At 51.9% G+C, this 12,583-nt stretch carries 12 protein-coding genes and 2 tRNA genes; 13 read left to right on the top strand and 1 reads right to left on the bottom strand.

What is annotated here, in order from left to right; genetic code table 11:
- The first annotated feature begins 12 nt into the window (after window positions 1-12).
- The 11 genes from ACTQ3K_RS07915 (at window position 13) to ACTQ3K_RS07865 (ending at window position 10,424) form a co-directional block, all read left to right on the top strand.
- Window positions 13-1,227 carry a homoserine dehydrogenase gene (locus ACTQ3K_RS07915; RefSeq protein WP_441567034.1) on the top strand — a complete coding sequence of 405 codons (1,215 nt, stop codon included), beginning with the start codon at window positions 13-15 and terminating at the stop codon, window positions 1,225-1,227.
- 59 nt (window positions 1,228-1,286) lie between these two features.
- Window positions 1,287-2,498, top strand: a complete 1,212-nt coding sequence (locus ACTQ3K_RS07910) for an aspartate kinase (protein WP_441567032.1) — start codon at window positions 1,287-1,289, stop codon at window positions 2,496-2,498.
- Window positions 2,499-2,762: 264 nt separating this feature from the next.
- Window positions 2,763-4,910, top strand: coding sequence for a Tex family protein (locus ACTQ3K_RS07905; RefSeq protein WP_441567030.1), 2,148 nt, complete (start codon window positions 2,763-2,765; stop codon window positions 4,908-4,910).
- 54 nt (window positions 4,911-4,964) lie between these two features.
- The gene (locus tag ACTQ3K_RS07900) at window positions 4,965-5,585 is read left to right on the top strand and encodes a YcxB family protein (protein ID WP_441567029.1); all 621 of its coding nucleotides are present in this window, start codon (window positions 4,965-4,967) and stop codon (window positions 5,583-5,585) included.
- A gap of 2 nt (window positions 5,586-5,587) precedes the next feature.
- Complete coding sequence (gene tsaE / locus ACTQ3K_RS07895; protein WP_441567027.1) at window positions 5,588-6,028, top strand: tRNA (adenosine(37)-N6)-threonylcarbamoyltransferase complex ATPase subunit type 1 TsaE; 441 nt, start codon at window positions 5,588-5,590, stop codon at window positions 6,026-6,028.
- Complete coding sequence (gene tsaB / locus ACTQ3K_RS07890; protein ID WP_441567025.1) at window positions 6,025-6,726, top strand: tRNA (adenosine(37)-N6)-threonylcarbamoyltransferase complex dimerization subunit type 1 TsaB; 702 nt, start codon at window positions 6,025-6,027, stop codon at window positions 6,724-6,726. Before tsaE ends, tsaB begins: the two co-directional genes overlap by 4 nt.
- Window positions 6,723-7,181, top strand: coding sequence for a ribosomal protein S18-alanine N-acetyltransferase (rimI, locus tag ACTQ3K_RS07885; protein WP_441567023.1), 459 nt, complete (start codon window positions 6,723-6,725; stop codon window positions 7,179-7,181). The genes tsaB and rimI overlap by 4 nt, the downstream gene beginning before the upstream one ends.
- A gap of 67 nt (window positions 7,182-7,248) precedes the next feature.
- Complete coding sequence (locus tag ACTQ3K_RS07880) at window positions 7,249-8,163, top strand: ribonuclease Z (RefSeq protein WP_441567021.1); 915 nt, start codon at window positions 7,249-7,251, stop codon at window positions 8,161-8,163.
- A gap of 11 nt (window positions 8,164-8,174) precedes the next feature.
- Complete coding sequence (gene tsaD / locus ACTQ3K_RS07875) at window positions 8,175-9,203, top strand: tRNA (adenosine(37)-N6)-threonylcarbamoyltransferase complex transferase subunit TsaD (protein ID WP_441567019.1); 1,029 nt, start codon at window positions 8,175-8,177, stop codon at window positions 9,201-9,203.
- Window positions 9,203-9,907, top strand: coding sequence for a 2-C-methyl-D-erythritol 4-phosphate cytidylyltransferase (gene ispD / locus ACTQ3K_RS07870; RefSeq protein ID WP_441567017.1), 705 nt, complete (start codon window positions 9,203-9,205; stop codon window positions 9,905-9,907). Before tsaD ends, ispD begins: the two co-directional genes overlap by 1 nt.
- Window positions 9,908-9,923: 16 nt before the next feature.
- Window positions 9,924-10,424 carry a GNAT family N-acetyltransferase gene (locus ACTQ3K_RS07865; RefSeq protein ID WP_441567015.1) on the top strand — a complete coding sequence of 167 codons (501 nt, stop codon included), beginning with the start codon at window positions 9,924-9,926 and terminating at the stop codon, window positions 10,422-10,424.
- 130 nt (window positions 10,425-10,554) lie between these two features.
- Here the strand turns inward: ACTQ3K_RS07865 and ACTQ3K_RS07860 are convergent, their stop codons facing one another.
- Complete coding sequence (locus ACTQ3K_RS07860) at window positions 10,555-11,961, bottom strand: amidophosphoribosyltransferase (protein WP_441567013.1); 1,407 nt, start codon at window positions 11,959-11,961, stop codon at window positions 10,555-10,557.
- 277 nt (window positions 11,962-12,238) lie between these two features.
- Between ACTQ3K_RS07860 and ACTQ3K_RS07855 the strand changes: the two genes are divergently transcribed.
- Window positions 12,239-12,324: transfer RNA gene (locus ACTQ3K_RS07855), tRNA-Ser, on the top strand.
- 40 nt (window positions 12,325-12,364) lie between these two features.
- Window positions 12,365-12,454, top strand: a tRNA-Ser gene (locus ACTQ3K_RS07850).
- Window positions 12,455-12,583 lie beyond the last annotated feature (129 nt).

Genomic DNA, 12,583 nt, shown 5'->3' with positions numbered 1-12,583 from the left:
AGGAAAACAACAATGAAGATTGCAATCATGGGTTATGGCACCATCGGCTCCGGTGTTGCCAAGGTCGTGGAAACAAACGCTGCGAGCATTGCCGCAAAGGTCGGAGAAGCTCTGGAAGTAAAGTATGTGCTTGATCTTCGGGAATTCCCCGGCGATCCGATTCAGGAAAAGGTCGTTCATGATGTTGATGTGATCATGAACGATCCTGAGGTGGCGATTGTGGTAGAGACTATGGGCGGCGTAGAGCCTGCCTGCACCTTTGTCAAGAAAGCCCTGTGTGCCGGAAAGTCCGTTACGACTTCCAACAAAGCGCTGGTGGCCAAGAAGGGAACCGAGCTTCTGGAGCTGGCAAAGGAGCATCATGTAAGCTTTTTATTTGAGGCCAGCGTCGGAGGCGGAATCCCCATTATCCGTCCGCTGAACCAGTGTCTGACAGCGGATGAGATCGAGGAGATCACCGGAATCTTAAACGGAACCACCAACTACATGCTGACCAAGATGGATAAGGAGGGTATGACCTTCGATGCCGTATTAAAGGAAGCGCAGGACAAGGGCTATGCCGAGAAGGATCCCACCGCAGATATTGAGGGCTTTGATGCCTGCAGAAAGATCTCGATCCTGTCCTCTCTGGCTTATGGCTGTCAGGTGGATTTCGAGGATGTTTACACCGAGGGGATCACAAAGATCACCGATGTGGACTTTAATTATGCAAGAAAGATGGGAACATCGATTAAATTATTCGGAACCAGCAAGCGTGCCGGTGAAAAATTTTATGCCATGGTAGCGCCCATGATGATCGGGCCGGAGCATCCGCTTTACGCGGTAAACGATGTGTTTAACGGCATTCTGGTCGAGGGAAACATGGTTGACAAGCTGATGTTCTACGGACGCGGAGCCGGAAGCCTTCCCACCGCAAGTGCTGTAGTGGCTGATGTGATCGAGATGGCAAAGAATCCCGGAAGAACTCTGGTGACAAGCTGGAGCACCAGGAAGCTGCCGCTGGCAGACAAGGGAAGCTGGGAGCGGAAGTTCTTTGTCCGCGTTTCCGGAAAGAAAGCAGACCGCCAGGCAGAAGTGGAAAAGCTCTTTGGTGCTGTGGAATATGTCGAGCTTCCCGGCATGGACGAGTTTGCATTCGTAACGCCGGTGATGAGCGAGGCGGAGTACGAGAAGAAGGCAGGACAGCTCGAAGGCGTTCTTCATATGATCCGCATGGATACATTATAAAAGATGTTACTGTGGCGAAAGCTGCATAAAAGAACCTATATGCAAATCAGGAGGAGATTATGTTAATCGTTAAGAAATTCGGCGGCAGCTCTGTTGCCGACAAGGAACGGATCTTCAATGTGGCAAAGCGCTGCATCGAAGATTACCAGAAAGGCAATGATGTAGTCGTGGTTCTGTCCGCAATGGGAAAGACCACTGACGGCCTGATTGCGAAGGCCCATGAGATCAACCCCAATCCACCCAAGCGTGAGATGGATATGCTCCTGGTAACCGGCGAGCAGATGTCTGTTGCCTACATGGCAATGGCGATGGCATCCCTGGGAATTCCGGCTGTTTCCTTAAATGCCTTCCAGGTGGCAATGCATACCACATCTGCTTATACGAATTCCCGGCTGAAGAGAATCGACACGGAACGGATCCGCAATGAGCTGGATGCAAAAAAGATCGTGATCGTGACCGGCTTCCAGGGAGTTGACCGTCATGACAATTACACCACGCTGGGACGCGGCGGCTCTGATACCACGGCCGTTGCACTGGCCGCAGCGCTTCATGCAGATGCCTGTGAGATCTACACAGATGTAGAGGGGGTTTACACGGCAGATCCCCGGATCGTGCCCAATGCAAGAAAGATGAGCGAGGTAACCTATGATGAGATGCTGGAGTTTGCGTCTCTCGGTGCAAAGGTGCTCCATAACCGCTCAGTGGAAATGGCAAAGAAATACGGTGTGCAGCTTGTGGTACGCTCCAGTCTGAACTATGCAGAAGGAACTGTTGTGAAGGAGGAAACAAAAATGGAAAAAATGGTCGTAAGCGGTGTCGCTTCTGATATGAATACAGCTAGAATTTCGGTTATCGGTGTAAAGGATGAGCCCGGCATTGCCTTCAAGCTCTTCAATTACCTGGCAGCAAAGAATATCAACATTGATATCATTCTTCAGTCCGTAGCAAGAGACGGCAGACGTGATATTGCATTTACCGTACCGAAGACCGAGCTTCAGGAAGCACTGGCCATTATTGAGGAGCATAAGGATGCATTCACCGCAAACTCCTTCAAGTATGATGAGCATGTGGCAAAGGTTTCCATCATCGGTGCAGGCATGACCTCCAATCCCGGTGTGGCGGCAAAGATGTTTGAGGCACTTTACGGAGCAGGCATCAATATTCAGATGATCTCCACCTCCGAGATCCGCATCACGGTTCTGATCGATGAGAACGATGTGACAAGAGCCATGAGAGCAATTCACGACAAGTTTGACCTTGGCGAAGAATAAAAAATATCGAGCGGACTTTTATATCGGCTGGGACCGGCGGCTATCCTCGTGGTAGCCGCCCTGTCTTTTTTCTGCCTTTCTGTTCAGCCACACTCTGGAAATTTTCATTTATGGGAAAATACAGGGGGTGACTTATCGGCGTATTTATATTAAAATAGCAGTAATACTGATCGTCATCGGTATGCTTTCCCAAAACCTGTCCGGATCATCGGGCGGCTCCGGGAAAGTGGACGGCGGCGAGCTTGTAATCGGAGGAGTTGGTTTATGGATATCATCAGAACACTGGCAGAGGAGCTTGGAATCCGACAGAACCAGGCGGAGGCTGCCGTTAACCTGATCGACGAGGGGAATACGATCCCTTTTATCGCCCGTTACCGGAAGGAGATGACGGGCTCTTTAAATGACGAGGTGCTGCGAAACCTCGATGAGCGGTTAAAATACCTGAGAAACCTGGAGGAGCGGAAGGTACAGGTGCTTTCCTCCATTGAGGAGCAGGGCGTTCTGACCGCTGAGCTGAAAAAACAGATTGAGGACGCACAGACGCTGGTGGTGGTAGAGGATCTTTACCGTCCCTACCGTCCCAAGCGGCGGACAAGAGCGACGATTGCCAAAGAAAAGGGACTGGAACCGCTGGCAGATACGCTGATGCTTCAGATGATGAAGGAGCCGGCCCTGGAAGCAGCGGAGGCGTATGTTTCTGAAGAAAAAGGTGTTTCGACCGCTGAGGAGGCACTGGCCGGAGCCGGAGACATTCTGGCAGAGCGGATTTCCGATGAAGCCGATTACCGGATCCATATCCGGGAGCTGACCATGAAGAAGGGACTGCTTCGCTCCCAGGCAAGAGATCCGGAGGAAACATCAGTCTATGAAATGTATTATCAGTATGAAGAGCTGGTGAAGAAAGCAGCAGGACACCGGATCCTGGCACTGAACCGCGGCGAAAAGGAGAAATTTCTGACGGTCAAGGTGGAAGCACCGGAAGAAGAGATCCTCCGTTATCTGGAGAAGAAGATCCTGGTACGGGACAACCCTAACACGACTCCGGTATTAAAGGAGGTCATCGCGGACAGTTATACGAGACTGATCGCTCCGGCAGTGGAGCGGGAAGTGCGGAGTACGCTGACCGAAAACGCCGAGACGGGAGCAATCCATGTGTTCGGAAAGAATCTGGAGCAGCTCCTCATGCAGCCGCCTATTGAGGGACAGGTGGTGCTGGGCTGGGATCCGGCCTTCCGTACCGGCTGCAAGCTGGCGGTGGTGGATCCCACGGGCAAGGTACTGGATACGGTGGTGATCTATCCGACCGCGCCTCAGAATAAGGTGGAGGCTGCCAAGGAAACGGTGAAAAAGCTCATTAAAAAGTATGGGATCACGCTGATCTCCGTGGGTAACGGAACAGCCTCCAGAGAGTCGGAGCAGATCATCGCAGAGCTTTTGAAGGAAATTCCTGAAAAGGTTCAGTATATTATCACAAATGAGGCGGGGGCCTCGGTATATTCTGCCAGCAAGCTGGCAACAGAGGAATTCCCGGATTTTGATGTGGCGCAGCGAAGCGCAGTTTCCATTGCAAGACGGCTTCAGGATCCTCTGGCAGAGCTGGTGAAGATCGAACCGAGAGCCATCGGTGTGGGCCAGTACCAGCATGATATGAACCAGAAAAAGCTGGATGAGACGTTGACCGGTGTGGTGGAGGACTGTGTGAATAAGGTGGGCGTGGATCTGAATACGGCATCGGCGTCCTTATTATCCTATATTTCCGGAATCAGCAAAGCAGTGGCGAAAAACATTGTTGCTTACCGGGAGGAAAATGGCCGGTTCCGTGACCGGCGGGCTCTTTTGAAGGTGCCGAAGCTGGGCCCCAAGGCTTATGAGCAGTGCGCCGGCTTCCTGCGGATCCGCGGCGGTGACAATCCGCTGGATGCAACGGCAGTCCACCCGGAGAGCTATAAGGCCGTGGATGAGCTGTTAAAGAGCCTGCAATATGAGAAAAATGAGATCGGCTCCGGCGGACTTCCGGGGATCACAAAGAAGGTGACGATGCCGGAGAAGATGGCGGAGAAGCTTGGGATCGGTGAGATCACCTTAAAGGATATTCTGTCGGAGTTAGAAAAGCCCGGAAGAGATCCCCGTGATGAAATGCCCAAGCCGATCCTGCGGACTGATGTGATGGATATCAAGGATCTGAAACCGGGTATGATCTTAAAGGGAACTGTCCGGAATGTGATCGATTTTGGCGCCTTTGTGGACATCGGCGTTCATCAGGACGGACTGGTGCATGTTTCCCAGATGACGGAGCGCTACATTAAGCATCCGCTGGAGGCAGTCAGTGTAGGTGATGTGGTCGAGGTACAGGTCATGACGGTGGATGTGGATCGCAGACGGATCCAGCTTACCATGAAGATCGGGAGGTAAGACAGAAAGCGGGCCGAAGCGGGTGGCCGGCGGAAAGGAAAGGAAGAAATGGATATGGAAAACAGTGAGAATACAGAAAAAAGAGCGGCGGAGACGCCAGATACAGAAACAGTAACCGGGGAAGAGACAGTGAAAAGCAGTACTTCCGGACAGAAGTGCGGTGTGAAGGCAACTACCAAGATCGGGCCAAAGGATATGTACCGCTTCCAGCTGTATCATACGTATGTTGGTGTGACAGGACTGCTGCTGGGGCTTCTTTCCATTCTGGCCCTGGCGGATCTTATCGGAAACTTTACATCGATGAATACGGGAACAAAAGCGATTTGTGTGCTTCTGATCCTCTGGGCGCTGGTCATCAATCCGGTGAACTTATATTTCAAGTCAAAACGCCAGGTGGAGGCTGCAGAGCTGTTCCAAAATCCCATTGATCTGGAGATCACCAAAGAGGGAATTTCCCTGACCCAGGGGGAAAACGGCGGAAGCATTGCCTGGAAAGAGGTAACAAAGATCGTAATTTTAAAGAACCTGGTAATCTTTTATATGGGGAAGGTCCGTGCCCATTTGCTTCCGCTGGATCAGCTCCCGGAGGCCCAGGCGGATGCAGTGACAGAGGCGATCCTTGCGGATGCGTCCGGCATGAAGATTGTCAATAAGCGGAAAAAACGGAGGAAGTAACGGTGGTAAAAGAAACATTCAGCCCGGAAGAAACATTCGAGTTCGGGAAAGAGCTGGGAAAGCAGGCAAAGGCCGGAACCGTGATCTGCCTGGATGGAGAGCTTGGCGTAGGAAAAACCGTATTTACCCAGGGCTTTGCCGTGGGACTTGGAATTGAAGAGCCGGTCAACAGCCCGACCTTTACGATCCTTCAGATCTACGAGGAAGGACGGCTTCCTCTGTACCATTTCGATGTTTACCGCATTGAAGAGCCGGAGGAAATGGATGAGATCGGCTATGAGGATTATTTTTACGGAGACGGAGTCTGCCTGATCGAGTGGGCGTCCATGATCAGCGAGCTGATTCCGGAAACGGCCATTCAGGTTACTATAAAAAAGGATCTGGAACATGGCTTTGATTACAGAACGATTACCGTGGAAGAACGGTTTGGAGAGAAACGATGAAAATATTGGGAATTGAAAGTGCATCCCTGACGGCCTCTGCTGCCATCTGGGAGGACGATATTCTGACAGCAGAGTATACAGTCAATTATAAAAAGACCCATTCCCAGACGCTGCTGCCCATGATCGATGAGATTGTGACCATGACGGAAACAGATCTGGAAACGGTGGATGCCATCGCAGTGTCCGGCGGCCCGGGCTCCTTTACAGGACTGCGGATTGGGTCGGCAACGGCAAAGGGGCTGGGCCTTGCCCTGAAAAAACCTCTGATCCATGTGCCGACGCTGGATGCCATGGCATATCAGCATTATGGAACGGACCGGGTGATCTGTCCCATGCTGGATGCCAGAAGGGGACAGGTTTATGCGGGGATCTACCAGTTTCACGATGAGTTTGAAATCCTGATGCCTCAGACACCGCTGGCCATCGGCGAGGTGCTGGATAAGCTGGGAGAGATTTCCTGTCCTGTGGTATTCCTGGGAGACGGTGTTCCCGTGAGCCGGGAAGTCATTGAACGGGACTGCCCGGTGCCTTATGTAATTGCACCCTCCTTTGGTGCGCGGGCGAGAGCCGGTGCGGTGGCGGCTCTTGGAGCGGTCTATTACCGGGAGGGAAAGACGGAGACAGCGGCAGAGCATGGACCGGAGTATCTGCGTCTGTCCCAGGCAGAACGGAACCGGATGGAAAAGGGGCAGCCATGATCCGGAGACTGCGGCCGGAGGATACGGAAGCAGTGACGCTTCTGGAGCGCCGGAGCTTCGGGGAACCATGGACGGAAAATATGGTGAATGAATCCATCTGTCAGGCAGAAGAACAGACGGCGGCGCTGTCCTACGGAGCCTTCGGCTGGTTTGAAAACGGCGTACTGGCAGGCTATTTCTTTTCCATGGCGGTAGCCGGTGAGGGGGAGCTGCACCGGATTGCCGTAGCAGCGGAGTACCGGAGGCACGGAATCGGAAAAATGCTCATGGAGCAGTTCGTTTCCTGGCTGGAGGAAACCGGGTGTAAGGCAGCGTTTCTGGAGGTTCGTGCCGGAAATGAGGCGGCCATCGCCCTTTACGAGTCCTGCGGCTTTCGGGAAACCGGAAAAAGACGGGCTTATTATCATAATCCCACCGAGGATGCCAGACTGTTCTGTTACATCAGAGAAGCGTGACGGTTCGGGTGGGAAGAAGAATGTGAGGATCACAGATACAACAGAGACTATTTAGGAAGGAATCGATATGCTGGATGTATGTTTGCTTGGGACGGGCGGCATGATGCCCCTCCCTTACCGATGGCTGACTTCCCTGATGACCAGATGTGAAGGAAGCCATCTGCTGATCGACTGCGGAGAAGGAACGCAGATCGCCCTGAAAAAGAAAGGCTGGAGCGCAAAGCCCATTGATGTGATCTGCTTTACCCATTATCATGCGGATCATATCAGTGGTCTTCCGGGGCTTTTGCTGACCATGGGAAATGCAGAGCGGACGGAACCGCTTCTGATGGTCGGCCCCAAGGGCCTGGAGCGGGTGGTAACGGCACTTCGGACCATTGCACCGGAGCTTCCTTTTTCCATTGAATTTCTGGAGCTGACGGAAAAGGAGCAGGAATTTCAGGCGGGACCTTATACCATTAAGGCTTTTCGGGTGAATCATAACATTACCTGTTATGGATACAGTGTTTCTCTGCCCCGTGCCGGGAAATTCCAGGTGGAAAAGGCGAAGGCGCTGGGACTTCCCGTTCAGGCCTGGGGCGTTCTTCAGCATGGCGGAACGGTGGAGCTGGACGGCGTGACATATACCTCCGATCAGGTCATGGGAGCACCCAGAAAGGGAATCCAGGTGACGTACTGCACCGATACCAGACCGCTTCCGGTGATCGCAAAGGAAGCAGAAACAGCGGATCTGTTTATCTGCGAGGGCATGTACGGGGAGCCGGAGAAGCTGGCAAAAGCGAAAGAGCATAAACACATGACCATGCATGAGGCTGCCAGACTGGCGAGAGATGCCGATACAAAGGAAATGTGGCTGACTCATTACAGTCCGTCCCTGGCATGGCCGGAGGATTACATGAATGAAGTGAGAAAGATATTCCCGCGGGCGGTGGCGGCAAAGGACGGTCAGTCCCTGACGCTCCAGTTCGAGGATGAAGAATAGAGGCGGAGAAAATGGAACAGGAAAAAGATGTATATATTTTGGCGATTGAAAGCTCCTGTGATGAGACGGCAGCGGCCGTGGTCAAGAACGGAAGAGAGGTTTTATCCAATGTGATTTCGTCCCAGATCGCGCTTCATACCCTGTACGGCGGTGTGGTTCCGGAGATTGCGTCCAGAAAGCATATCGAGAAAATCAATCAGGTAGTGGAGCAGGCACTTTCGGATGCAGGTATGACACTGGATGATATGACGGCGGTTGGCGTGACCTATGGACCGGGTCTTGTAGGAGCGCTTCTGGTAGGTGTTTCCGCAGCGAAGGCCATTGCTTATGCAAAGAAACTGCCGCTGATCGGTGTTCATCATATCGAGGGGCATGTCAGTGCAAACTTTATCGAGAACAAAGAGCTGGAGCCGCCCTTTTTATGCCTGATCGTGTCGGGAGGGCATACCCATCTGGTCATCATGAAGGATTACGGAGAGTTTGAGATCATCGGACGAACCAGAGATGATGCGGCAGGAGAAGCCTTTGATAAGGTGGCACGGGCCATCGGCCTTGGTTATCCGGGCGGCCCGAAGATCGACAGGGCGGCAAAGGAGGGAAATCCCCATGCTATGGAATTTCCGCGGGCAAAGATTGCGGGATCTCCCTACGATTTCAGCTTCAGCGGCTTAAAATCAGCAGTGTTGAATTATCTGAACCATGAGAAGATGCAGGGGCATGAGGTAAATCCCAACGATCTGGCAGCGTCTTTCCAGAATGCAGTGGTGGAGGCACTGGTAAGCCGGACTATGCTTGCCGCAAAAGAATATGGGATCAGGGATGTGGTCATTGCAGGCGGGGTAGCGTCCAACTCGGAGCTGCGTGCCCGGATGAAGGCAGCCTGTGAAAAAGCACATCTGAACTTTTACCATCCGTCGCCGATCCTCTGTACCGACAATGCGGCCATGATCGGTGCGGCGGCGTATTATGAGTATAAAAAAGGACGCAGGAGCGGCTGGGATCTTAATGCCGTGCCAAATCTGCGGCTGGGAGAACGGTAATGAAGGTGACAGCAATCGTTCTGGCAGCAGGCCAGGGAAAACGGATGGGAGCAGGTGTTCCGAAGCAGTATCGTCTGCTGAAGGGGCATGAGGTCTTATATTATTCTTTGAAAGCCTTTGAAGAAAGTCCCGTGGATGAGGTGATCCTGGTCACCGGAGAGGGAGAGATCGAGCATTGCCAGAAGGAGCTGGTGGAGAAGTATGGCTTTTCCAAGGTGGCGAAGATCATTCCCGGCGGCGCCGAGCGCTACGATTCCGTTTATGAGGGGCTTCTGGCGGCAGCCCCCTGTGATTACGTGCTGATCCATGATGGTGCCAGGCCGCTTCTGACCCAGGAGATTATCGCGGGAGTGCTGGATGGTGCACTGATGTACGACAGCTGCACCACGGGAATGCCGGTAAAGGATACCATCAAGATTGCGGATGAGGAGGAGCTGGCCGTGGATACACCAGACCGGAAGAGTCTATGGGCGATTCATACCCCTCAGGGATTTTCTTATCCGGTGATCCTGGAGGCACATCGCCGATTTCGCTCCGGGGAGTACCGGATCCCGGTGACGGACGATACCATGCTGGCGGAGATCTTCCTTCGCAGGCGGGCAAAGCTTGTCCGTGGCAGCTATGAAAACATTAAAGTGACAACACCGGAGGACATGAAGATTGCCGAAGTCTTTCTGGAGAGTCGGGAGAAGGAAAACAGATAGCGTTTGAGGAGAGAATATGATTCGATTGAGACCCTGGAAAAAAATGGATCATGCACTGCTTCCCGGCTGGTTTGCCGATGAGGCAGCCTTTGCAAAATGGAGTAACGGTGTATTTGCCTGGCCGTTCACAGCAGAGCAGTTCGAGGCATACCAGAAGGAATCCGAACAGCGGGAAGACCGCTGGAGTCTGGCGGCTCTTGATGATGCGGGAAATACGGTAGGGCATATCATGATCCGCCAGGCAGATTTTACTGCGGAAAGTGCTTATTTGGGCTTTATCATCCTTTCCCCGTCCATGCGCGGAAAAGGAGCCGGAAAGCAGATGGTTTCTCAGGCGCTTCGCTATGCCGGAACGATCCTTGGCATGAAAACGGCCACCCTTGGTGTGTTTACCAATAATCCGGCGGCCATCGGCTGCTATGAAGCACTGGGCTTTACCGAAGTCGGACGAAAACCGGCGGCATTGGAATTTCACGGAGAAGCGTGGGATCTGATACAGATGAAAGCAGAGCTATAGAATATAGAAAAGCAGGCAGATGTGTACCCCGGACGCCTCCCCATCGGAGGCAGTCACTCAGGCGGCACATCTGCCTGCTTTTTTTATTTCACAGGAAAGTTCATCCTGTGAAATGAAAAATTCAGATAAGCTATTCGCGTCCGTCCCAGCAATAGGTACAGAGCTTTTCACGGTCGATTCCTACGGAGTCGATCATATCATCAAGACGGTGGTACCGCAGGGAGGTAAAGTCAAGCTTTTCCCCAATTTTATGTACCATGGTCTGATACTCTTCTGTCTCCGGATCGACGTAGGCTTCCAGCCTTGCGAAGCGATAGTTCCCTTCCATTTCCTGAATGACCTGTCTGGTGATCAGCTCCATCTCCGAGGAGGAACGGGAGAAGTTCAGATACTTGCAGCCGAAGATCAGAGGCGGACAGGCCGGACGGATATGGACTTCCTTAGCACTGCTCTTATAAAGGAACTGGGTGGTTTCCCGCATCTGGGTTCCGCGGACAATGGAATCATCAATGAGCATAAGACGGCGCCCCTGGATCAGATCGTGAACCGGGATCAGCTTCATTTTGGCGATCAGGTTTCGCTGTGTCTGCATGGTCGGCATAAAGGAACGGGGCCAGGTCGGTGTATATTTGATGAATGGACGAGAAAAAGGAATTCCGGATTCGTTGGCATATCCGACGGCGTGAGCAATTCCGGAGTCGGGAATTCCGGCGACGGTATCCGGGCGGATGTTGTCGCGCTGCGCCAGCTTTGCACCACAGTTGTAGCGCATCTGTTCGACGCTGATTCCTTCATAGGAAGAAGAAGGATATCCATAATAGATCCAGAGGAAGGTACAGATCTTCATATCCTTTCCGGGACTTACCAGGGTGCGGACAGACTCCGGTGTGATCAGAGCGATTTCTCCGGGGCCGAGCTCCTTGTAATCAGTATAGCCAAGATTTAAATAGGAAAAGCTTTCGAACGCGGCACAGAAGCCGGTATCCTTCTGCCCGATGGCAACAGGAGTACGTCCAAGCCTGTCACGGGCGGCATAAAGGGCTTTCGGTGTCAGAAGCAGCAGGGTCATGGAACCGTCGATGATTTCCTGTGCATACTGGATGCCCTCGATCAGATTTTCCTTTTGGTTGATCAGAGCGGCCACCAGCTCGGTCGCGTTGATGAGGCCGCCGCGCATTTCAAAGAAATGAGAGGGAGAATCCTTTAAAAGCTGTTCCACGAGGGCATCAGCATTGTTGATTTTTCCTACAGTTGTCAGAGCATACGTACCATGATGGGAGCGGATCAACAGCGGCTGCGGTTCATAATCAGAAATACAGCCGATTCCCATGTTGCCGTGCATGGTATTTGCCTCTTTATCAAATTTTGTACGGAACGGGGCGTTTTCGATGTTGTGGATTGCCCGGTCAAAGCCCTTCTTTTTATTATATGTCACCATGCCGGCACGCCTTGTCCCAAGGTGACAATGATAGTCTGTACCAAAGAACAGATCAAAGACACAGTCGCTTTTGGAAGCGACTCCAAAGAAACCTCCCATAGTAAACCTCCTGTTGTTGAATGTCCTATTCGTTTATCGGAATGTCGTTGTGGCCTTATGAAGACCAATGATATTAGTATAACGAAAAACAGAGCGCTCCACAAGAAAAATAGAAGAAAAAATAAAATGAAAAAAATTGAAAAAAGTAATTGACATATTTGATGAAAGGTGGTAAAGTATTCCTTGCGCGTGTGAAAAACACAAAGCAACAAAAAAGAAAATAAAAAACCTCTTGACAAACACTGAGATATATGATAAAGTAGTCGAGCACACTTTTGGAGAGATATCGAAGCGGTCATAACGAGGCGGTCTTGAAAACCGTTTGTCCGAAAGGGCGCGTGGGTTCGAATCCCACTCTCTCCGCTCGGAAATAACGGATTTATATAAAAGGATTCAGGCATCTGGAGAAGTACCCAAGCTGGCTGAAGGGGCTCCCCTGGAAAGGGAGTAGGTCGTTAATAGCGGCGCGAGGGTTCAAATCCCTCCTTCTCCGTTCGCTGAGAGATCAGCGCAAAGAGAACCTTGATAACTGAACAGTATATTCCAACCCCTGAAAATTCTATAAAAAGAAGTTTCAGAAATTGATACGAAAGTATCGCCAAGTAAAATGGATAAAAGAAAA

The organism is Candidatus Paralachnospira sp. LCP21S3_A2 (assembly GCF_052118925.1).
In the GTDB taxonomy this organism is placed as follows: domain Bacteria; phylum Bacillota; class Clostridia; order Lachnospirales; family Lachnospiraceae; genus Lientehia.
This window is presented reverse-complemented; position numbering and strand designations above follow the sequence as displayed.

Coding starts and splice junctions, on each gene's coding strand:
- ACTQ3K_RS07900 (WP_441567029.1), top strand. CDS start 4,965: ATGGAAAACAGTGAGAATACAGAAAAAAGAGCGGCGGAGACGCCAGAT.
- ACTQ3K_RS07880 (WP_441567021.1), top strand. CDS start 7,249: ATGCTGGATGTATGTTTGCTTGGGACGGGCGGCATGATGCCCCTCCCT.
- ACTQ3K_RS07910 (WP_441567032.1), top strand. CDS start 1,287: ATGTTAATCGTTAAGAAATTCGGCGGCAGCTCTGTTGCCGACAAGGAA.
- tsaD (WP_441567019.1), top strand. CDS start 8,175: ATGGAACAGGAAAAAGATGTATATATTTTGGCGATTGAAAGCTCCTGT.
- tsaB (WP_441567025.1), top strand. CDS start 6,025: ATGAAAATATTGGGAATTGAAAGTGCATCCCTGACGGCCTCTGCTGCC.
- ACTQ3K_RS07905 (WP_441567030.1), top strand. CDS start 2,763: ATGGATATCATCAGAACACTGGCAGAGGAGCTTGGAATCCGACAGAAC.
- ispD (WP_441567017.1), top strand. CDS start 9,203: ATGAAGGTGACAGCAATCGTTCTGGCAGCAGGCCAGGGAAAACGGATG.
- ACTQ3K_RS07860 (WP_441567013.1), bottom strand. CDS start 11,961: ATGGGAGGTTTCTTTGGAGTCGCTTCCAAAAGCGACTGTGTCTTTGAT.
- ACTQ3K_RS07865 (WP_441567015.1), top strand. CDS start 9,924: ATGATTCGATTGAGACCCTGGAAAAAAATGGATCATGCACTGCTTCCC.
- ACTQ3K_RS07915 (WP_441567034.1), top strand. CDS start 13: ATGAAGATTGCAATCATGGGTTATGGCACCATCGGCTCCGGTGTTGCC.
- rimI (WP_441567023.1), top strand. CDS start 6,723: ATGATCCGGAGACTGCGGCCGGAGGATACGGAAGCAGTGACGCTTCTG.